Origin of the sequence: Porphyromonas endodontalis ATCC 35406, assembly GCF_000174815.1 — a bacterium.
Taxonomy (GTDB): domain Bacteria; phylum Bacteroidota; class Bacteroidia; order Bacteroidales; family Porphyromonadaceae; genus Porphyromonas; species Porphyromonas endodontalis.
The window spans coordinates 262,952-282,930 of the sequence record NZ_ACNN01000005.1; the positions used below are offsets into that span (position 1 = coordinate 262,952).

The 19,979-nt window shown below is 48.1% G+C and carries 16 protein-coding genes, 3 tRNA genes and 1 riboswitch; of the genes, 10 read left to right on the top strand and 9 right to left on the bottom strand.

Going from position 1 to position 19,979, the window contains the following annotated elements; genetic code table 11:
* Positions 1-46: 46 nt before the first annotated feature.
* The 7 genes from nhaA to POREN0001_RS01345 all read right to left on the bottom strand — a co-directional run bounded on the left by nhaA (position 47) and on the right by POREN0001_RS01345 (position 9,138).
* Complete coding sequence (gene nhaA, locus POREN0001_RS01310; RefSeq protein ID WP_004332094.1) at positions 47-1,393, bottom strand: Na+/H+ antiporter NhaA; 1,347 nt, start codon at positions 1,391-1,393, stop codon at positions 47-49.
* A gap of 83 nt (positions 1,394-1,476) precedes the next feature.
* Complete coding sequence (gene dusB / locus POREN0001_RS01315) at positions 1,477-2,481, bottom strand: tRNA dihydrouridine synthase DusB (RefSeq protein ID WP_004332035.1); 1,005 nt, start codon at positions 2,479-2,481, stop codon at positions 1,477-1,479.
* Complete coding sequence (locus POREN0001_RS01320; RefSeq protein ID WP_004332013.1) at positions 2,481-3,425, bottom strand: hypothetical protein; 945 nt, start codon at positions 3,423-3,425, stop codon at positions 2,481-2,483. Before POREN0001_RS01320 ends, dusB begins: the two co-directional genes overlap by 1 nt.
* Before the next feature lie 69 nt (positions 3,426-3,494).
* Complete coding sequence (locus tag POREN0001_RS01325; RefSeq protein WP_004332302.1) at positions 3,495-5,621, bottom strand: M3 family metallopeptidase; 2,127 nt, start codon at positions 5,619-5,621, stop codon at positions 3,495-3,497.
* A gap of 36 nt (positions 5,622-5,657) precedes the next feature.
* Positions 5,658-5,864 (bottom strand): exodeoxyribonuclease VII small subunit, encoded by a 207-nt coding sequence (gene xseB, locus POREN0001_RS01330; protein WP_004331994.1) that lies wholly within the window; start codon positions 5,862-5,864, stop codon positions 5,658-5,660.
* A 797-nt stretch (positions 5,865-6,661) separates the two neighbouring features.
* Positions 6,662-6,861, bottom strand: a riboswitch (cobalamin riboswitch).
* Between the two features lie 175 nt (positions 6,862-7,036).
* Positions 7,037-7,109 (bottom strand) — tRNA-Gly (locus tag POREN0001_RS01340).
* Positions 7,110-7,176: 67 nt separating this feature from the next.
* Positions 7,177-9,138, bottom strand: coding sequence for a DUF4139 domain-containing protein (locus POREN0001_RS01345; protein WP_169307826.1), 1,962 nt, complete (start codon positions 9,136-9,138; stop codon positions 7,177-7,179).
* A gap of 436 nt (positions 9,139-9,574) precedes the next feature.
* Between POREN0001_RS01345 and POREN0001_RS01350 the strand changes: the two genes are divergently transcribed.
* The 10 genes from POREN0001_RS01350 (at position 9,575) to POREN0001_RS01395 (ending at position 19,433) form a co-directional block, all read left to right on the top strand.
* Entirely contained in the window at positions 9,575-12,148 is a 2,574-nt protein-coding gene (locus POREN0001_RS01350; protein ID WP_004332278.1) for an FtsK/SpoIIIE family DNA translocase, read from the top strand.
* A complete protein-coding gene (locus tag POREN0001_RS01355; protein ID WP_004332288.1) occupies positions 12,145-12,792 on the top strand; it encodes a LolA family protein in 648 nt (215 codons plus the stop codon). Before POREN0001_RS01350 ends, POREN0001_RS01355 begins: the two co-directional genes overlap by 4 nt.
* A 44-nt stretch (positions 12,793-12,836) precedes the next feature.
* Complete coding sequence (panD, locus tag POREN0001_RS01360; protein ID WP_004332028.1) at positions 12,837-13,187, top strand: aspartate 1-decarboxylase; 351 nt, start codon at positions 12,837-12,839, stop codon at positions 13,185-13,187.
* A 39-nt stretch (positions 13,188-13,226) separates the two neighbouring features.
* Positions 13,227-14,555, top strand: a complete 1,329-nt coding sequence (gene ffh / locus POREN0001_RS01365) for a signal recognition particle protein (RefSeq protein ID WP_004332102.1) — start codon at positions 13,227-13,229, stop codon at positions 14,553-14,555.
* A gap of 26 nt (positions 14,556-14,581) precedes the next feature.
* A complete protein-coding gene (folD, locus tag POREN0001_RS01370; RefSeq protein WP_004332050.1) occupies positions 14,582-15,469 on the top strand; it encodes a bifunctional methylenetetrahydrofolate dehydrogenase/methenyltetrahydrofolate cyclohydrolase FolD in 888 nt (295 codons plus the stop codon).
* Positions 15,470-15,634: 165 nt separating this feature from the next.
* On the top strand, positions 15,635-16,549 hold the full coding sequence (locus POREN0001_RS01375) for a glycosyltransferase family 9 protein (protein WP_004332179.1): 915 nt from the start codon (positions 15,635-15,637) through the stop codon (positions 16,547-16,549).
* Entirely contained in the window at positions 16,530-17,036 is a 507-nt protein-coding gene (locus POREN0001_RS08940) for a S4 domain-containing protein (protein ID WP_004332065.1), read from the top strand. Before POREN0001_RS01375 ends, POREN0001_RS08940 begins: the two co-directional genes overlap by 20 nt.
* A 28-nt stretch (positions 17,037-17,064) precedes the next feature.
* A complete protein-coding gene (cobC, locus tag POREN0001_RS01385) occupies positions 17,065-17,598 on the top strand; it encodes an alpha-ribazole phosphatase family protein (RefSeq protein WP_004332036.1) in 534 nt (177 codons plus the stop codon).
* A gap of 171 nt (positions 17,599-17,769) precedes the next feature.
* Positions 17,770-18,789, top strand: coding sequence for an NAD-dependent epimerase/dehydratase family protein (locus POREN0001_RS01390; protein WP_004332120.1), 1,020 nt, complete (start codon positions 17,770-17,772; stop codon positions 18,787-18,789).
* 56 nt (positions 18,790-18,845) lie between these two features.
* Positions 18,846-19,433, top strand: a complete 588-nt coding sequence (locus POREN0001_RS01395) for a hypothetical protein (RefSeq protein WP_004332175.1) — start codon at positions 18,846-18,848, stop codon at positions 19,431-19,433.
* A gap of 324 nt (positions 19,434-19,757) precedes the next feature.
* Here POREN0001_RS01395 and POREN0001_RS01400 read toward each other — a convergent pair.
* Positions 19,758-19,833 (bottom strand) — tRNA-Lys (locus tag POREN0001_RS01400).
* A 55-nt stretch (positions 19,834-19,888) separates the two neighbouring features.
* Positions 19,889-19,962: transfer RNA gene (locus tag POREN0001_RS01405), tRNA-Arg, on the bottom strand.
* Positions 19,963-19,979: the final 17 nt, after the last annotated feature.

Consider the following 19,979-nt stretch of genomic DNA (forward strand, 5'->3'; position numbering starts at 1 on the left):
GTACTTTTGGTACTTAGTTTAGTGCGCTTTTCTACAAAGTAAATACCTATCCGTGATGTTCGTGCTTGAGTACAGCCTTTAGGAAGAAGTACCCCAGGATACCCGAGAGGATACTCCCCGTGAATATACCGATCTTGGCATCGTTGAGGAAGTGTGCAACCTCGGGTTGTGCATACGACAGAGAGGAAACAAATAGAGCTACCGTAAAGCCAATCCCTCCTAAGCATGAGAGTGCCAATAGATTTGTGGTAGTCATCCCCTGAGGAAGACCGCCCTTGGATAGTTTGGCAAAGACGATAGAGAAAAGGAAGATCCCCAAAGGTTTGCCCAAGAGTAGCCCCAAAACAATCGCCAAGGGCACGCCTACTAAAGACTCCATGGAGACACCTCCGAACGCAACTCCTGCATTAACAAAGGCGAAGAGGGGTAGTACAATAAAATGTACGATGGGCGTAATCTGTTGCTCCATGCGTTGTACCGGGCTTACGGCACCGCGCACGTCTTGAGCCATAGAGTGCACAACGGCAATTTGTTGGTGGGGAAGTAGTACATTCTTGCCCCTTGTTTTGTGTTCACTCTCGGGTAGAAGCCGAAGCATGGTGCGCATTCTGTCTGCCATGTGATCCGTGCTAAGCTTTGGTCTGGCAGGTACCAAGAAAGCAACCAATACGCCGGCGATGGTCGTGTGTACACCGGATTTGAGGAAGAAGGTCCACACAACAAAAGCTCCTATGTAGTAAACTAAAAGGCTACGCACGCCAAGTCGTCCCAAAAGATAGATGGCTCCCAAACAAAGAGCTGCCCAGAGAAGCATCATGAGATTGAGATGCGTACTATAGAAAATAGCTATTACCAAAATACCTCCTATGTCATCGGCTACTGCCAACGACGCCAAAAAGGCCTTGAGAGAGGAGGGAACGCGCTTCCCCAATAGGGAAAGAACGGCAAGAGCAAAGGCAATATCCGTAGCCATCGGGATGGCCATACCTTTGCTGGCAGGGGCTTCGTGGCACACTAGTAGGAAGAATAGGACAGGCATAATCATCCCTCCTATGGCTCCTACAACAGGGAAAACAGCACGTCGCAGCGTGGAGAGCTCTCCCACCAAACCTTCCTGCTTTATTTCTAGCCCCACTTGGAGGAAGAAGAGCACCATCAGTACATCGTTGGTAAAATCAAGGAGGGTCATGGTCTCTCCGGCATGAGAGAAGATATTGAACTCCCCAATTTGCACCATTATCGGGTACTGGAGGAGTTGGTTGTATAGCCCACTAACAGAGGGAATGTTTGCGATAATGACCGCTGCTACAGCTGCTAAAAAAAGGAGAACAGAGGAGTCTACTCTTCTTTTGTACAGGCGTTGTAGCGGCTTGATAAATTGTCCTGTTTTCATCTTGTATATGCCATAAAATAGAAGGGGAGTAGGGATTGAATTGAACCGAAACTACCCCCTTTTCTCAGCAAAGGTAGTACATTTTACTCTTGGATGGGTAGGGTATCCTGGGTGAGTATTGTGCGTACTTGGGCAAGGATGTCGAGCAGTTGCTCCATGGTAGTTGCCTGTAACATGGCAATGCGCCAGGGGCGGAAGTTGGCAATCCCTTTGAATATGGGAGAGGCTGCCAGATGCCTGCGAGAGTGGAGGATACCTCTGCGTTCGTCTAGTTTGTCTATGTTGTTCCTAATCATTTGGATGAGCGTATCTAGCCGCTCTGAGGCAGGGCGGTCTTGGAGTAGCTCTCCGGTGTCGAGGTAGTGGCGCATCTCCTCGAAAACCCACGGACGACCAATTGAGGCTCTCCCTACCATTACCGCATCTACTCCGTACCTGTCGAAGGCTTCTTTTGCCTCTTGTGGAGTGGTAATATCTCCATTGCCAATGATCGGGATGGTAATACGAGGGTTATTCTTTACAGCCCCAATCAGGCTCCAGTCCGCATTGCCGTTGTACATGTCGCTGCGCGTCCGCCCATGAATGGTGAGCGCAGCAATACCACAATCTTGTAACGCCTCTGCCAGATCTTCTATGATGATATTTTGGTGATCCCACCCGAGGCGCGTTTTGACGGTAACGGGTACCCGGCTTGCTTTCACCACAGCTCGCGTAATTTCCAGCAATAGAGGGATATTTCGTAGCATGCCACTTCCGGCTCCTTTGCCCGCCACTCTTTTTACCGGGCAGCCGAAGTTGATGTCAAGTATTTCGGCCCCTGTGGTGGACGCAATGGCAGCCGCTTCTGCCATACTAGCCACGTCTCGTCCGTAAATCTGTATGACGGCAGGGTGCTCGTCGGGGTGTATGAATAGTTTGTTGCAGGCACCACGTACCGAGCGAATGAGCGCATCGGCACTGATAAATTCACTATACACCATCGAAGCTCCAAAGCCTCGGCAGAGAAGACGAAAAGCACTATCGCTAACATCTTCCATGGGGGCTAGGAGAAGCGGTTGAGAGCCGAGATCTTGACCAGCTATGAGCATCAGAATTTGGGAATAAGAGGATCTGTTAGTTTGTCGTAGAGGGCTTCGATAGCTTCTTCTCCCCAAGGTGTTGACCCTAGGTAGCGCACGAGCTCTCCTTCGTATAGGTATATGCGATGCTCTTCTGTCTTGGTTTTGTTGTAGATAAAGAGCAAGCTATGATCACGGAAATAGTATTCCGAAACTCCCTCATTGGTGCGATGTACAGCCTTTACTAGGGAGTCTCCTTCGTAGAAGAAGGTTACGTTGGGGAGGTATTCTGCCTGTTCGGAGGCAGTGAGTAGGAGTTTGTTTTTGAGGGTTTTTGAGCGGTTGATTTGCTCAACATAGGGGCGGATATCCCGATCTATATAGGAAGATTTCTTCATAGACTCGGTGTAATCGTCCACGGAAATAGGGGAGAAAAAGGTCATGTATGGGACCTCTTCGAATGCATCTTGCCCCTCTTTCTTGCGATAGAATACGTAGTCTGTACTCGCCATGGCATCAGAGGCATTTTGCCAGATAGTCCCCTCTTTGAGTATGCCCATGCCACTTCTCCAAAAAGGCATCCCCTCGTCTGGTATGTGTTGTGAGAGGGAGCGTACTTTGATTGGGATATTTATTGGCTTTTGTGTGTTGCTTTTTGGGGAATGATAGAAGAACAAAAGCTCTCCATCTCTCATCTCGGGAAGAATGCGATAGGCAAGGGCAATGAGATATTTCTGAGGGTCGTCTTTGCTGCGCCATAGGGCAAAGTCGTAACAATGGCTTCCCTCTTCTCCAATGTTTGCTCGTAGTTGGAGTGTCTTTTTATTCTGAAAGACGGTGGTGAGATGCTGGGACTCCGATTGCTCAATAGGGCGATCCTTGATGATTTTTAATGCAATGGAGCGGAGGTCTTGTGCGTAAGAAGGGAGAGCAATAAGGGCTCCTAATAGAAGTGTGATAAACCTAGTTCTCATGGTCTTGCTGGTAATTAAAGAGGACGACAGACCCCAAGAGAGATCTGTCGCCCGATGTGTAAATCTAGATTATTTGAGTCCTTTAGCAACGAGTAGCGGCGTGAGATCTACTTGTTGATGTCCTGTAAAGGCGGTAAAGAGGCTCATCAAGTCTGTACTATTCCCCTTAGAGAGGATCATAGAGCGTAGGCGATCACCATTTTCGGCATTGAGCCCACCGTGAGCCATCATCCAAGCAAAAATGTCGTTGTCGAGAGCTTCGCTCCAAAGGTAAGCGTAGTAACCGGCAGAGTAACCGTTGCTCCAGATATGGCGGAAGTAAGAGGTGCCATAGCGAGGAGGAATTGCCGAGTAGAGCGCATTAGCCTTGCGGAGTGCATCTTCTTGGAACTTGTTGATGTCCGTTACGGCAGCAGCTTCTTCCGGAGAGAGTGTGTGCCATGCCATATCGAGGAGGCAGGCTGTAATGTTTTCTACCAATCCATAGGCTTGGTTGAACTTTTCTGCATCGCGCATCTTCTTTACTAGCTCTGCCGGCATAGCCGCACCGGTCTTGTAGTGCTTAGCAAAGTTGGCAAAGATAACGGGGTCTGCAGCGCAGTGCTCATTGAACTGAGAGGGCATCTCAACGAAGTCGCGAGGTACATTTGTACCCGATAGAGAGGGGTACTTTTGAGAGGCAAACATACCATGTAGAGCATGACCGAACTCGTGGAATAGAGTATTGGTTTCGTCCCAAGAGAGGAGGCAAGTCTCGCCCTCTGAGGGTTTCTTGAAGTTGCAGACGTTGTAGATAACGGGCTTGAGACCGAGGAGGTAGCTTTGCTCTACAAAGTTACTCATCCAGGCACCACCGCTCTTGGAGGGGCGTGCATAGGGGTCGAAATAGAATAGAGCAACTACAGAACCGTCCTTGTCAAGCACATCCCAAGTACGTACATCTTTGTTGTAAACCGAGATGTCTGTACGGGGCTTAAAGGTGAGTCCGTACATCTTGTTGGCAGCAAAGAATACTCCATTGTGGAGCACAGAGTCGAGGGCGAAGTACTGGCTGAGGGTTGCCTCATCTACGCCATACTTTTCATTGCGTAGCTTCTCTGCATAGTAGCTCCAGTCCCAAGCTTCGAGGGTGAAGTCAGCCCCCATCGTCTTGCGAGCAAAGCTTTCTAGCTCTGCCTGATCAGACTTGGCCTTGGGGTCTGCTAGCTTAGCTAGGTTGGTGAGCATGGTAATTACGTTTTCAGGTTTAGCTGCAAGTTGGTCTTGTAGCTTCCAAGCGGCGTAATTGGGGAAGCCTAGGAGCTTCGCTTTGTCCGCACGTACCTTGGCAAGCTCTAGTACAATCTTTTGGGTATCGTACTCATCGCCTTTGATACAACGCTTGATACTTGCTTCATAGAAGAGCTTACGAGTCTCGCGCACGTCAAGGTTAACCATAATGTCTTGTTGGGTTGTATTGACAAGACTAAAGGCGTACTCGCCATTATGACCCTCCTTCTCTGCAAGATCGGATGCACTCTTGAGTTGCTCCTCGCTAAGCCCCGCAAGTTGGGCTTTGTCCTTGATGAAAATAAAGGCGTTGGTTGCCTTGGTGAGCTTATTGCCAAAGTCGGTAAGTAGTGCGGCCTCCTTTTGGTTGAGGGTTTTGAGTTGTTCTTTATCCTCAGGAGAGAGCAACGCTCCGGCTTGCACGAAGTTGTCGTAGTAATGCTTAACGAGGCGCTGATCTTCCGGCTCTAGAGAAGAGAGATCTCCATCGTGGATCGCTTTTACACGCTCAAAAAGCTTGTCGTTGAGGTAGAGAGCATCGCTGTGGGCTGAGAGCTTGGGGGTGATCTCTTCTTCGATGGCGATGAGTTCGTCGTTGGTATCGGCACTTGTCAAGGCGAAAAAGACGCTGGATACACGATTCAGTACACGACCGCTCTTCTCGAGAGCAACAAGTGTGTTCTCAAAAGTAGCAGGCTCGGGGTTATTGGCAATGGAGTCTATTTCAGCCTCGTGCTGCCGTATCCCTTCCTCGAAAGCCGGGAGATAGTGTTCTATCTTGATACTATTGAAGTCCGGAGAGGCCATATAGGTCTCCGCAGGGTTTACGAAAGGATTGGATGCCAAGTCGGCATTGCTTTTCCCTCCTCCCGTGCATGCTGTAGTGATAGCCATAACTGCTACTAGGGGAATGAATTTCTTGAACATAATCTATTGCTTAAGGTGAATGATTCTCTTTTTCCTCTACTGTTGCTCTTCTTGATTGAGCTGGGCAAGAAGCTCTTCGATGCGTTTGTCGGTCACCTTGAGCGTCTCTCTACAGTAAGCGATGAGCTGAACAGCTTCGTCTGTAAGTTGCATAAGCCGATCTACATCGGGGCTGTCATGCTCGATGGTTTCTACTATATCGGTCAGTCGACTGATAGCTTCGGCATAGGACTGTTGCTTCATAAGATTTCATTTAGAACTCAGCTGTACAAAGGTAAGAGATTTCGCTAGATAGACCTACAAATAGCTGAATGTGTAGGGAGGAGGGGGGAGGTTTGAACGCTCCTCTTGAGGAAGAAGAGAGAGAGGCCTTCCGTAGGATTGGGTTACATAAAAGGGGTGAAAGCCTCTCGGCTCGGTTGGTAGTAGAAAAAATAGACCCCGAACCCAACCTTTGTGGAGCTCATCCCACAAAAGGAAAGAAGGTACGGGGTCTACCGAATACACTAAGTCGGCCTGTAACAAAAGGCAACAAAACAAAGCCGACCCTGGCACACGCTACCTCTGCGATGAGCAGCACATGCTTGATTCTTTCTGTTTTCTAGGGAAATTGGGGAGGTTAGATAGTGGTAGTGACGAACGCTGAGTGGCGAGGCGCAAGATGGGTGAGACAGAGGGGCTTGCGGATAAGTACTCTCTCACATTCTTCTCTCTTTTGGGGTCGCGCTCCGACCGCTAAAGAATAGTCAAACAAGAGAGATGCGCATTTTTGTTTGTGGCAAGAAGTGCCGACTGCAACCACTCGTTTGCACAAAACCAATACACTTAGCCTTGCAAAACAACTCGGGTAGGGATCCTCGTTGCCTCTCGGGTAAATGATCGGTCGCGCACAACCGAAGTCGTAGTCTACGCATCTTCGTCTTTCTTCCAATGAAGAAAACTCCACTTTCCGGCAAAATCTCTCGGTGTCGTACACCTCTTCTTTGCGTTGCCTTGCTCTCTAGGCACGTACTACAACATCCTCCTTAGCTTTTCCTCGAAGCCGCAGAACAAGCTTTGCAGGTCTTCTGACTTATCTCCTTCTCGCTACACCTTCCCAACGCATAACAGATTAGCATCAGTGGCATCACGTAGCGAGTTTTCACAAGAATCACAGCAGCGGGACTGTTGGAGAATTGCACTCCTATTCCCTTTTAATCAGTTACCTATCTTCTCCTAAAGAAAGGCCTTCCCGTACGTGGAGAGCCCTCGTGAAGTAGATAAATAACCGAACAAAGCCGCGGCAAAGGTACTAATTCCTTAGTTAATTTGCAACGAATAACTAGAAAATATCTGGTTTTCTCTCTTTCTCAGACTTGATAAAAAGAAAGTACCCCATCGTACTACGATGAGGTACTATCCCTTCTAAATATAAGAGCGGTAGACGAGGCTCGAACTCGCGACCCTCAGCTTGGGAAGCTGATGCTCTACCAACTGAGCTACTACCGCATCTCAAGATTCCCTTTTTCCGAGTGCAAAGGTATAAATTCTCTTGAGATGTACAATACTCCTTGGTTTACTCTACGTGGAGTTTTTTCTCCTTGGGGCTTTTTACGATGTATTTTAGGTTGAGGGTCTTGCTCTCTGAGGGGTTGAGTTTGAGTTTCCACTTCACCTCTCCCGTATTGGGGTTGTACACACCGCCCGAGATGTTTTCTGTACGCACAGAGATCTCGTCGTTGGTTGAGACGGGGACCTGATCGTAGAGCGTGATGTCGATGGGGGTTGATTTGCCGTTTCGTAGAGTCGTATTCCAAGAGCGTGTTTCTTCTGTTTTGCTGCTCAAGAATCGGCTACTGTTCTTTTCGATTTCCTTTTCTCGCGTTACACGGATACCCTTGTCGCGCCCCAATGACACCTGTAGAGTATCGGTGAGGGAGCGAGTGTCGAGGAGGGTTTTGCCCACAAAGCTATTTTCGTAGAAGATATTTACTTCTCCGGAGAGTAGCTTGTATTGCTCCCAGCCTCCGATGTGTGCCAAAAGGAAGGCGTCGGGGTCGGCCTTAGGTACGCATACATATTCATAAGAGGCAGGGAGGGAGTGTCTCTTTACTTCGAGGATAAAAGGTTTCTTGTCCGAGGGGATAGAATAGGGCGTTTGCAGCTCAAACTCTACTGCCGTTTGGCGTTCGTCTTGTTTTACTTCTAGGGTAGAGTTGCGTTCTCCGGTACTGCTACGCATCTTTCTTGAGGCGGAAGGTGCTTCTTTGGCTTCAGCCCTATCCATAGATACCTCTGCGGCATAACCTGCTACCACTACCTCATCTAGATTTTCGTATTCCGACTCTAGATAGGTGGTTGTAAACTGACTGGTGATGGGAATGATGCTTTTCTTGCATCCGACATAGGAGATCTCTAGAGAACCTCCCGAGTTGGGAATCGTGATGCTGTACCTCCCATTTAGGTCGGTCATCGTGGCTATGTTGGTCCCGGCAATGCGCACGGTGGCACCTACTATAGGCTCACTATCTTCTTCGAAGAGGACCATTCCGCTCGCTTGGTCGTCTTTGTTTTGGGTATAGCGAGGGGCGGGGATATTATAGTTTAGGTAGTAAGTCTTTTGGGTAGGAGGCGTATTTGAGATTTTGGGATCGAGTGAGCTAATGGTCAGGTGTACCCTATTCCAGTCTTCTCGTGTTGCTTGGTGGATGGTAGCTTTGTACGATAGCTCAAGAGGCTTGCCTACCCCCGATGAACGGAGGTCGTAAGAGGGGATCCAGCTTGCATTCTCTACATAGTAGCTAAGCTCTACAGGGCAAGATAGGGCTCTCTTAGCATCTACACGGATGTGTACTTCGCCCATGGGGTTCTCGTCTAGTTTGCCCTGCTGAGAGATCTCCTTATTTACGATGTCTCTTTTTTCTCTTAGTTGCTTTAGCTCCTTCTCTAGCTCTAGCTTTTGATTGCGCAGGTGTAGGTTTTGCTCTCTGTAATAGTCGTTTACGCTCTTGAGGTTGGCGAGACTGACACCGGAGCTAGTCCCCTTGATGGAGCGATTTTCCTGCAAAAAAGCCAATTCGTCTTGCACTACAGATACTTTGTTGCTAACGCGGGCAATTTGCTCGTTGAGGCTCTCCAATTTCTTTTGCCACTTAGCCATCTCCTCGCTTGTCGCTCCGGAGTTGGCGAGGTCGTACATGTGATTGACAGATAAAACCGTAACATCTCGGCTTGCCAACTTGACCTGTACGCTTTTGGCTTCGGCATAAGGCGAGATGCCTGTTAGGATGATTTCGGAATTGCCTTGAGGTATGGAGACGCTTCCCTCGCGCACTACCTCTGCTCCGCTCAAAAAGACGGTAACGTACTTAACGGGAGGCGTTGCTTTAATTTCTGATAGCTCCTTTCTTGTGGGTGCTTTTGCCTCAAATTCGGGGGCGGTCTGTGCATGCATCTGTGTGCCTGTCAGCAAAGTGCATAATGCTAGTGTGTGGCAGAGAATGCATTTCTTGCTGAATGAGAATAGGATCTGTTTCATAATCATCTCAGGTTGTTTACTATATGGCAAATGTAATACATTGTGAGGTAAATATCAATTCTAGTAGACCGAGAAAAGAGAAGTGAGTAGATTTTTGTTTTTCCTTTGGCTGCGATCTCTGAGGGGAAGGGGGATGAGCCTTGTGAAGAGTGGTCTAGGGATTTTTCACCCTATGTGTGAATGCGAAAATATGCTTGCCTAGTTTTTCAAAATATCTTGCCCTGCAACAAAATATTTCTCAGGTGAAAATGCTAGGACTTTTTGGGTGAGATTTTTTTTGTTTTAGCCTGAGAAGGAAAATCTTTTTAGCCTGATGTCGAATTGACTTCTGTCTGTTTACTCTTTTGCAAGTACTATTCTACACCTTATTATATATAGAGGAATTGTAGGTTTATGACTTGCTAGATACCACACTAAATTGTACCTTTGCCGAGCAATGAATTCGCAAAATAAGAAACAACATAAGCCCTCCCTCTCCCGCAAAACAAGTAGGGGAACTAAAGGGCAAAACTCCAAGGGTAAGAAGCCTTCCGGCGATACGTGGTTTGCTCGTAAACGCAAAGGGGTGGTCGAAGATGTGAAGAGCATTAGTGTGCCACGCAGCAGTGTCGATTTTATAATAGGAACATTGCTTCTGCTGGTGACCCTATATGTCTCGGTCGCTATGGTGCATTACTTCTTTACGATAGAGCAAGATCAAAGTGTTTTGCACAGTACGCAAGATGCTGCCGAGCTTGTTGTGGGTGCTAACGCCACCGAGAGTATAAGGAATTGTACAGGGCTTTTGGGTGCACGTATTGCCGATGGGCTCATTGATGGTTTCTTGGGTTTGGGAAGTCTTTTCTTGCCCATCTTTATCCTGACTATTGCATTCCGATTTATATTGGGCTGGAGCCGTATTTCCCCTCTTAAGAGCTTACTCTTCTCTACCTCTATGGCACTTTGGGTATCCCTTTTCTGTGCCTATCTTGAGTCCATTGTATCGTTACATCTTCCTTTCGCTTTGGGAGGTGCATCTGGGGAGCAGATTATTGCCGCCTTAGGGGCTCATGTGGGTTCTATTGGAATTATAAGTATTCTTGTTGTCTCTTTTGTGATTGTGCTTGTCCTTTGTAGGGCAAGTATCGTGGGTAAGGTACGTACCATGGCCGAAGCAAAGACGAAGAGAAAGAAGAAAGAACCGAACGTTGATACTCAAACGCTGGGCGAGGAGGATGAAACGGAAACCTCTCTGGAAGAGGAACCGAATGACGAAGATCCCGAGGATTCTTTCCCTGTGGATACAGACGAACAGCCCGACGAAGTGGAAGAAGAGGATCAGGATTCGATAGAAGGTAGCCACCCTGCCCAATCATTTGTCAATGGCAAAGAAGAACCTCTCACCCCTCGTGGAGGCGAAGTCCCCTCAGAGCCCCTTCCCTCTCAGCTTAGCTCCGGTATGACGATAGAGGTCGCCCAAGGTGACGAAGTGGGGGATGAGAGCGCTCTGCAAGAGAGACAAGCCTCCGGTAACGGTACGCACGATCTCCCCGGATACACCTTCCCAAGTCTTGACCTCTTAGAGCGTTATGACAGAGAAGCGATGATGCCCGACATGGAAGAAATATCCGAGAACGAGCGTCAAATCATTGATACCTTGGAGAGTTTTAAGATCAAAGCTCGCCCCACAAAAGCAACGGTGGGTCCTGCCGTTACACTCTATGAGATAGAACCCGATGCCGGGATTAAGATCTCCAAGATACGTAGCCTCGAAGACGACATCGCCCGTAGCCTAAAGAGCGAGGGCGGGATTCGTATCATAGCACCCATCCCAGGGAAGGGGACCATCGGTATTGAGGTGCCGAATAAACGCCCCCAGACGGTGGCTCTCTATTCGCTTCTTACTTCACGTAAGTTTGTCGAAAACAATATGCACTTGCCGGTTGCTATCGGTAAGACGATCACGAACGAAGTGTTTATGTTTGACCTTGCCAAGATGCCGCACCTCCTCATTGCCGGTGCCACAGGGCAGGGTAAGAGTGTGGGGCTTAATGTAATGATCACCTCGTTGCTCTACAGCAAACACCCCTCAGAACTCAAGTTTGTGATGATTGATCCCAAGATGCTAGAGTTCTCCATTTATGAGGCACTAGGGCATCATTATTTGGCAAAGCTCCCCGAAGAGGGAAGCTGTATTATCACAGATATGAATAAGGTAGTCCCCACGCTCAACTCCCTCTGTATTGAGATGGACAACCGCTACAAATTACTATCAGACGCCCGAGTACGCAATATTGCAGAGTACAATAGTTTGTTTGATAAAGGGGAACTATCCACCGCAGATGGGCATGCTCGTCTGCCCTACATTGTGCTGATTGTGGATGAGTTTGCCGACCTTATCATGACCTCGGGTAAGGAGGTAGAGAAGCCCATTGCACGTATTGCACAAAAAGCGCGTGCGGCAGGGATTCACATGGTGCTGGCCACACAGCGTCCTACTACCGATATTATCACGGGTACAATTAAGGCGAACTTCCCGGCTAGAATTGCCTTCAAAGTATTTTCGGCAGTGGACTCGAAAACGATCCTCGATGCGCCCGGTGCAAATCATCTTGTGGGTAGGGGTGATATGTTGTTCTACCAAGGTAAAGATATGCTCCGCCTGCAGTGTGCCCTTGTGGATACGCCCGAGACGCAGCAGATTGTGGACGAAATTTCTCTACAGCCGGGGTATAGTGGAGCCTATCAATTGCCTGAGGCTCCTGTGGAAGAGAGCGACGAGTCTCGAGCTATCTCCCTTGATAAGCGAGACCCACTGTTCGACCAAGTAGCAACTATGGTGGTAGAGACGCAACAAGGGTCTGCATCAAAAATCCAACGACAATTCGAGATTGGGTTTAATAGAGCCGGACGCATAATGGATCAGTTAGAGGCGGCAGGGATTGTCTCCGCACAGCACGGAAGTAAACCGCGTGAGGTGCTTATCTCCGATATTTTTACTCTTAATAATTTACTAGAGAGTCTGCGATGAAAACAAAGCGTATCGCTATATGGGTTGCTTTGCTCGTATTTATGGGTTGCATAGTACCCTCTGTGGCCATGGCTCAAGCGAAGCAACCTACAGCACAAAGCCTTATCAATACAGTGGCTCAACGTCTAGAGAAAGGAGCCAAAATAACCTTTTCCGGAGAGCTTTTCGATGCCTCCGGGGCGCGTGTCGAAACCAAAAAGGGAGTGCTCTACACCTTTGGGAAAAAGTTTCGCTTGCGCTACAATCCTATAGATGCCAATTACAATGGTCGGGAGTTTAGCTTCTATAATGCAGAAGATCGCACCTATACCATTATGCATCCCTCTATGGAAGATCTAGCGGCTCTTAACCCCTTTGTTTTCTTGTCTTCTTCGGCGTCTGTGTACACCATTAAGGAGATTGGTGGCACCAAGAATAGCCGCATTATTGCTTTCACTCCACGCAAGAAGATGGACAACATCACGGCCCTAGAGGTCTCTTTTTTACGCAAGACGAATGCCCCCTCCCAGATTGTAGGTATCTTTGCAGACGGTATGCGTCTGGTGATGAATGTAACCTCCATTGAGGGAGAGACGCCTTCGAGTCAAATGTTTATTCAGCAGCAATCCTCATACCCCGGTAGCGAACTTGTGGATCTTCGCTAGGGTTATAAAAGAAGACGAATTAACGATTAAGAGAATAGAATTTCATGTTACTGCAAATGCTTAAGGCCAAGCTCCATTGTGTGCGAGTGACTGAGGCTAACCTCAATTATGTAGGCAGTATTACAATAGATAAGGCGTTGATGGAAGCGGTGGATATATTGCCGGGAGAGCGCGTTCAGGTTGTTAATAACAACAACGGGGAGCGTTTCGAGACCTATGTGATAGAGGGACCCGCCAATAGCGGAGTAATCTGCCTCAACGGAGCCGCAGCGCGCCTTGCTCAACCCGGAGACATTGTTATTATTATGGCATATGCCATGATGGAAGATGCCGAAGCGCGTACTTTCAAACCCAAGGTGGCGTTTCCAGACTCTGTTACCAACCGATTGCAGTAATACAAAACCTAGATTAGACTATAAACAACATCCCGATATATGTTTGAGAATCTCAGCGAACGCTTAGAAAGATCCTTCAAAAACCTCAAAGGTGAAGGTCGTATCACCGAGATCAATGTAGCCGAAACACTAAAAGATGTGCGTCGTGCTCTACTTGATGCCGACGTTAATTACAACGTAGCAAAGAAGTTTACCGATACCGTTAAGGAGACAGCTCTTGGGCGTAATGTACTCACGGCTGTACGCCCTAGCGAGATGATGGTAAAAATCGTACACGATGAGTTGGCTCGCCTTATGGGGGGAGAAGCTGTGGAATTGCGTCTACAGGGCTCGCCCGCTGTGGTGCTTATGTCGGGGCTTCAGGGGTCGGGTAAAACTACCTTCTCGGGTAAGCTTGCCAAGTTGCTCAAGACACAACGCCATAAAAATCCTCTTCTTGTTGCTTGTGACGTGTACCGCCCTGCTGCTATTGATCAGCTAAAGGTGCTAGGGGAGCAGCTCAATATCCCCGTATATGCCGAGGAAGACAACAAAAAGCCTGTGCAGATAGCGGAGCGTGGGATCACCTATGCTCGTGAGCATGGTCACGATGTCGTTATTGTGGATACCGCGGGTCGTCTTGCCGTAGATGAGGAGATGATGCAAGAGATTGCAGCCATCAAGGCCGCTATCAACCCCGACGAAGTGCTCTTCGTTGTGGACTCGATGACGGGTCAGGACGCCGTAAATACAGCAAAAGAATTCAATGATCGTCTTGACTTCGGCGGCGTTGTATTGACCAAACTCGATGGGGATACACGAGGCGGAGCAGCCCTCTCTATCCGTACCGTGGTGACCAAACCTATCAAATTTGTTGGTACCGGTGAAGGAATGGATGCTCTTGATGTTTTCCATCCGGAGCGTATGGCCGATCGTATCCTTGGTATGGGTGACATCGTTTCTCTTGTAGAACGTGCCCAGCAACAATACGACGAACAAGAGGCTCGACGCCTAGAGCAACGTATTGCCAAAGACCAATTCGATTTTAACGACTTCCTCAAACAGATCCATCAAATCAAGAAGATGGGGAATATTAGAGACCTCGTTTCCATGATCCCCGGTGTGGGAAAAGCAATCAAGGATATCGATATAGACGATGATGCCTTTAAGGGAATCGAGGCTATTATCTACTCCATGACTCCAGAGGAACGTGCACACCCTAGTTTGCTGAATGGGCAGCGTCGTAAACGCATTGCCAAGGGAAGTGGTACCACTGTGCAGGATGTAAATAAACTGATTACTCAGTTTGACCAAGCTCGTAAGATGATGAAAACGGTGCAGGCTATGGGTAGTAACCCCAAGCAGATGGCACGCATGCGTCGTAAATAATAAACTACAATACAACCATGGATCCAATGTATCAAATACTAGATGGCCGTAAGATCTCGGCAGAAATAAAGCAAGAGATTGCTCGAGAAGTTGTCGAAATGGAGAAAAAAACGGGTCGTCGTCCTCACCTCTCTGCCATATTGGTAGGGCACGATGGTGGGAGCGAAGCTTATATGGCCTCTAAGGTGAAAAGCTGCGAAGAGGTAGGTTTTGATTCTTCTCTTATTCGCTTCGATAGTGATGTAACGGAGGAGAGACTGCTCCAAGAAATCGATCGTTTAAACAACGATGCCGGGGTGGATGGGTTTATCATTCAGCTTCCCTTGCCCAAGCACATTGATGAGCAAAAGGTGATTGAGCGTGTTGATTACCGTAAGGATGTGGACGGCTTCCATCCGATCAACGTGGGACGTATGAGCATCGGGTTGCCCTGTTTTGTCTCAGCTACCCCCCAAGGTATTGTAGAGTTGTTGCGCCGTTATGCCATCCCTACGAGAGGGAAGCATTGTGTGGTACTAGGGCGTAGCAATATTGTAGGAAAGCCCATTGCCCAACTCCTTATGCAGAAGGGAGAGCCGGGAGATTGTACTGTAACGGTATGTCATAGCCGTACTCCCAACATTAAGGAAGTGTGCCTATCTGCCGACATCATTATTGCAGCACTTGGCAGCCCCGAGTTCGTGACAGCCGATATGGTAAAGAAGGGTGCTGTTTTGGTGGATGTGGGCACAACACGAGTACCCGATGCTACCAAAAAGAGCGGTTCTCGCCTTACGGGAGACGTCAAATTTGACGAGGTAGCTCCTCTTTGCTCCTATATAACCCCAGTGCCTGGTGGGGTAGGCCCCATGACGATTGTATCGCTCATGATGAATACGCTCAAGGCAGCTAAGAAGGAAATCTTCCGCGATTAGTTTCCCTTAATAGCTACTTCCACAAGAAAAGAAGAGTGACAAATGGATTTTCCTTGCCCTATAGTTTTTTCTTCCTAGGGTACTCCGTTTGTCACTCTTACTCTTTTTCTAGAGAACCTTCACCCTAAATAGAGGCAAGCTGATAACCCAAGCTGCAACACGTCCATGGCGCACTATCTGATTGTTCGCACCTCTTCGTTGGGGGATGTTGCCCTCAGCCTTCGGTTGGTTTATGCCGTGGCTAAGCAGTATCCTGAGCATCGGTTTACCTATCTCATGAAGCCTTCTATTACAGGGATTTTGGTTAGCCCTCCGCATAATTTGGAGGCAATGGCGATAGATATTAAGCACTCCGATCGCACGTTGTTTGGGCTCATTTCTCTGTCGAATAAACTTATATACGACCGCTTCGATGCTATCATCGACCTGCAACGTAGCTGGCGGAGTCGTTTTTTGTCTCGTCGTCTTCGTTGCTGCCGTGCTAGGATTCGTTGTACGCGTATTGCCAAAAGTGCGGTGGTAAAGCGCTGTCAAGAGCATATTCCCCTATCTGATGCCGAGCAGATGCTTTCTCTTTTTGCAGATACGTTTGCTCGTGCAGGCCTCCATGTACAGGCGCCTCACCCCTCTTTCCCTAGGATCCATTACCCCGAGATTCACCCTAATCCTTTTTCCATTGGGATTGCTCCTTTGCAAGGGGAGCAGCCCATCCAAGATGACTTTGAGCGTACTGCAGGGCTTGTTTCTGCGCTCCGCGAGGCGTTCCCTCACGCTACGTTTTATCTTCTTGGGGTCAAAAAAGAATTATTTTCTAAGTATAGCGACCTTTTCGAGTTACTACCTCGAGGGGTCAATTTCATCACCGGACTATCATTTGCTCACGAGCTAGCCTACCTATCACAGCTTTCTTGCCTTATTACGGTAGATAATTCTATGGCTCATCTTGCCCGATTGATGGATACTCCTTTTATAGAAATTCCTTCGATTCATACGGAGGAGAATACTCTTTTGTCAATCATTCATCAAATACAATCAATAACAAGCGAACAACCTGTTTCCCATGAATGTGAGAATCAATAAACTCCTAAGCGATACGGGCTTAGGCTCTCGCAGAGAAGTAGAAGCCCTGATAGAAGAGGGGCGTGTTTGGATCAATGGAGATCGAGCTGAGCTTAGCGATGTGGTCTCTGAGGATGATGTCGTAGAATTGGATGGGGAGGAACTTCCCGTGCGCGACTTACTCCGGGATATGGCAGCCGAGCAAAAGCAGCGCATTGCAGAGCAGGCTTCTGTACGAATTGGAAGACAATACATTGATGTAGACGAGGATAATGATCGACCTCATCGCGCTCGCCCAAAAAATGCAGGGGCAAAAAAGGATCGCCGTACTGATGGTTTTGCCCCTATGGGGAAGCCTAAAACCGTAGGAGGTCGCCCTGCGAAGTTTCGCAAAGATAGAGAGGACGAGCGTCCTTCTTCTCGTGGAGGTAGAGAAGAGCATCGCTCTTTTGATGCTAAGAAAAAGGGGCGAAAGGGAGGCTTCGACGGCAAGAAGCGTTTTTCTTGATTAGTTGTTTTGGAGAGTCTTTATCCCTATGAAAGTTAGTTTGGTACGTCACACTTCCGTGGAGTTAGATGGTAATTTCACTTGCTATGGAGCCCTTGATGTAGAGGTGAATCCTACCTTTGAGCAAGAAGCGAAAGGGGCGAAAGAGCGCATTGAAGGTCTGCAACCCGATGGGGTCTTTACAAGTCCTCTCCAGAGAGCTGTAAAGCTGGCTACCTACTGTGGATATGGCCATGCCGAGCGAGACGACCGCTTGCGTGAAATGAATTTTGGAGCCTGGGAGGGTAAGCCTTGGAGTGAGATTCTAACCACTCAAGACATCCCGGCGTTCTTTAGGTACTACGTGGATCATCGCACGCCCGGAGGGGAGTCCTTGAGCGATCAGCAGCTGAGAGTACGCGCTTTCTTAGAAGAGAAAAAACTGGAGGGCTTCCGGCATATATTGCTTTTCTGCCACGGAGGAGTGATCAATTGTGCTCGCACTCTTGTGGGTGAGACGAGTATTGTTGAGGCCTTTGCTTCGCTCCCCGGATTTGCGTCTCATACTCTTATTGAGTACTGATTATAACCTTTTCTCCTCTTCGTCTTAGGGCGGGGAGGAGGTTTTCTATCCTTACTTTCTATTATTATGGGGGCGTAGAGCAACAATTGTCTACCCTATTTTGGGTAGAAATGCCTGCGCCTGCCAACTATTGCGTATATTTGAAGCAGAATAACTAGAGAGAGAATCATTATGAACGATAAGACCAATGTGCTCCTAGTGGGAGCTAGTACCGAGATCGGTCGTTATGTGCTGAAACAATTATTGGCACGCAAAGATAAATTTAATATTACCGTTTTTGATGTAAAAAAGAGTCGCTCACAGACGTTGCTCGAGCCTCTTCGCGACGAAATAACTGTTGTTTATGGGAATATCGCACTACCTGCGGATACGGTAGAGGTAGTCAAAGGACAAGATTTCGTGATTCATTGCGGTTTCCTCTCTCCGCGCACGGCTTGCAAGAAATACCCCCTTGCTGAGGAAGTCAATGCCCTAGGTACTCGTTTCCTTATCGAGAATCTTGAGCATTATTCCCCTCAAGCCTATTTGGTGATGCTCTCTTCTATTGAGGTGTATGGAGACCGCCTAACCGCTCCGATGCTCCGCACAAGCGATTTCTTGGCTCCCTCCATTGGTAACTTCTCGGCACTGACGCGCATACAAGCAGAGAAGTTTGTGCAGGATAGTTCGCTAGAGTGGACCATCTTCCGCCCCGGTATTGTGATGGGGACAGAGATGGAGGAGATGGACGGAGAAATCTTCTTGATGCCTCTAGAGTCGCACCTTGAGTTTGTACATGCCGAGGACTTGGCTTTTGCCCTCGTGGAGAGCTATCAGCATCGTCCCTCTCTCTGGAATAAGATCTTCAATGTGGGCGGTGGTACTACCTGTCGGGCAGTCTATTCGGAGTTCCTTTCACGTCTCTTTTCTACGATTGGTTGGGGCGAAATGGACTTCCCCGAGCGTACTTTTGCTACGTACAATCGCTATGGTGGTTATTTCTCCGATGGAGATGCCTTGGAGGAGATCCTCCACTTCCGTAAATATTCGATTGACGATTATTTCTCGGAGTTGGCTAATGCCAAGACCTTGGCGGGTAAGTTGGCCACAAAGCTCTTTGGCGGTCTCCAGAAGAAGAACCTCCTAGCAAAGAGTGAGCCCTACAAGGCATTCCGCCAAAACGACTCTACTAAGATGAAGTACTACTTCTAGAGGGTAGAGGAGTCATTTCCCCCCTTTTGATTATTCACCTTTTAAGTTCCGTATATATGGTAAAAAAAGTTCTCTTTAGTCTCTTTGTTGCTCTTTTCCCTGTACTCTCTTTGAGTGCTCAAACAGAGGGTTTCCCTCACTCCAAGGCACACGATCACAGCCACGATGGTAGGATCTTTGTGGGAGGAAGTCTAAACTACTGGTACAATACCGATACCAAAAGCAGTGCCTTTTCTCTCCGACCGGAGGCAGGGTATTTGTTCAACGATACTTGGGGGGCTGGGGCTTTTCTTGCCTATGAGTTTGAGGAAGACAAGCACTCTGTAGGAGTAACTCCCTTTGTACGCTATTATTATTTGCACCGTCTTCCCTTTAATCTCTACCTTGATGGTTGTTTTGGATGGAATATGACGCTTGCCAAGGATGCCGCCAAGAATACCAAGAAAGAGTATGGCTGGGAGGTAGGAGTGCGTCCAGGGGCTTGTATTGACCTTACAGAGGGGCTTTGCTTGTGCCTGCGTCTAGGCTTCGTAGGATACCGCGATAATTTTGTGATGGGAGAAGAACCTGAGATTGGTGCAAAGGGATTTGGTATCCGCTTTGCTCCTGAGGAACTGCAGATCGGGCTCGAATTGGAGTTCTGATCTCTCTCCGCTAGCGGGGTTGTTCTCTTCTAAGGAGAGAATCTATATAGAGAGGGGTAGATTTATTTCTACCCCTTTTTTAGAATCATACCACCTCTACTTCTACTTGCTAAGGAGGGATTTTGGGGAGAATAGAACGCAAAGAATCACCCTTGATACGTCAAGGGTAGAGAAGAAGAGGGCGGAATAGGAAAGTGTAGATGTTCTCGTTTTTGTTGCCATTGAGGAGCCAAGGGCGCACGACGATGTGCGAAGATGAGAATTTTAGCTCATTAGGGCAACAAAAAAGCCCTCAGTGTTGAGGGCTAAAATTTGTTTGTCATATGGTGACCCCGGAGAGGCTCGAACTCTCGACCCACTGATTAAGAGTCAGTTGCTCTACCAACTGAGCTACGGAGTCATGCACCCATACTTGGTGACTTCTTTTGGGAATCGCCTCTCCCGCTTCTCGATAGTGACCGATGCAGGATTCAAACCTGCAACCTTCTGATCCGTAGTCAGATGCTCTATTCAGTTGAGCTAATCGGCCAGTCCTAATAGGCGTTA

What these genes read in the sequence shown, in the direction of transcription:
- POREN0001_RS01390 (WP_004332120.1), top strand. Translation starts at nt 17,770, where the DNA reads ATGAACGATAAGACCAATGTGCTCCTAGTGGGAGCTAGTACCGAGATC.
- POREN0001_RS01320 (WP_004332013.1), bottom strand. Translation starts at nt 3,425, where the DNA reads ATGAGAACTAGGTTTATCACACTTCTATTAGGAGCCCTTATTGCTCTC.
- xseB (WP_004331994.1), bottom strand. Translation starts at nt 5,864, where the DNA reads ATGAAGCAACAGTCCTATGCCGAAGCTATCAGTCGACTGACCGATATA.
- cobC (WP_004332036.1), top strand. Translation starts at nt 17,065, where the DNA reads ATGAAAGTTAGTTTGGTACGTCACACTTCCGTGGAGTTAGATGGTAAT.
- POREN0001_RS01395 (WP_004332175.1), top strand. Translation starts at nt 18,846, where the DNA reads ATGGTAAAAAAAGTTCTCTTTAGTCTCTTTGTTGCTCTTTTCCCTGTA.
- POREN0001_RS01375 (WP_004332179.1), top strand. Translation starts at nt 15,635, where the DNA reads ATGGCGCACTATCTGATTGTTCGCACCTCTTCGTTGGGGGATGTTGCC.
- folD (WP_004332050.1), top strand. Translation starts at nt 14,582, where the DNA reads ATGTATCAAATACTAGATGGCCGTAAGATCTCGGCAGAAATAAAGCAA.
- dusB (WP_004332035.1), bottom strand. Translation starts at nt 2,481, where the DNA reads ATGCTCATAGCTGGTCAAGATCTCGGCTCTCAACCGCTTCTCCTAGCC.
- panD (WP_004332028.1), top strand. Translation starts at nt 12,837, where the DNA reads ATGTTACTGCAAATGCTTAAGGCCAAGCTCCATTGTGTGCGAGTGACT.
- POREN0001_RS01325 (WP_004332302.1), bottom strand. Translation starts at nt 5,621, where the DNA reads ATGTTCAAGAAATTCATTCCCCTAGTAGCAGTTATGGCTATCACTACA.
- POREN0001_RS01355 (WP_004332288.1), top strand. Translation starts at nt 12,145, where the DNA reads ATGAAAACAAAGCGTATCGCTATATGGGTTGCTTTGCTCGTATTTATG.
- nhaA (WP_004332094.1), bottom strand. Translation starts at nt 1,393, where the DNA reads ATGAAAACAGGACAATTTATCAAGCCGCTACAACGCCTGTACAAAAGA.
- POREN0001_RS01345 (WP_169307826.1), bottom strand. Translation starts at nt 9,138, where the DNA reads ATGAAACAGATCCTATTCTCATTCAGCAAGAAATGCATTCTCTGCCAC.
- POREN0001_RS01350 (WP_004332278.1), top strand. Translation starts at nt 9,575, where the DNA reads ATGAATTCGCAAAATAAGAAACAACATAAGCCCTCCCTCTCCCGCAAA.
- POREN0001_RS08940 (WP_004332065.1), top strand. Translation starts at nt 16,530, where the DNA reads ATGAATGTGAGAATCAATAAACTCCTAAGCGATACGGGCTTAGGCTCT.
- ffh (WP_004332102.1), top strand. Translation starts at nt 13,227, where the DNA reads ATGTTTGAGAATCTCAGCGAACGCTTAGAAAGATCCTTCAAAAACCTC.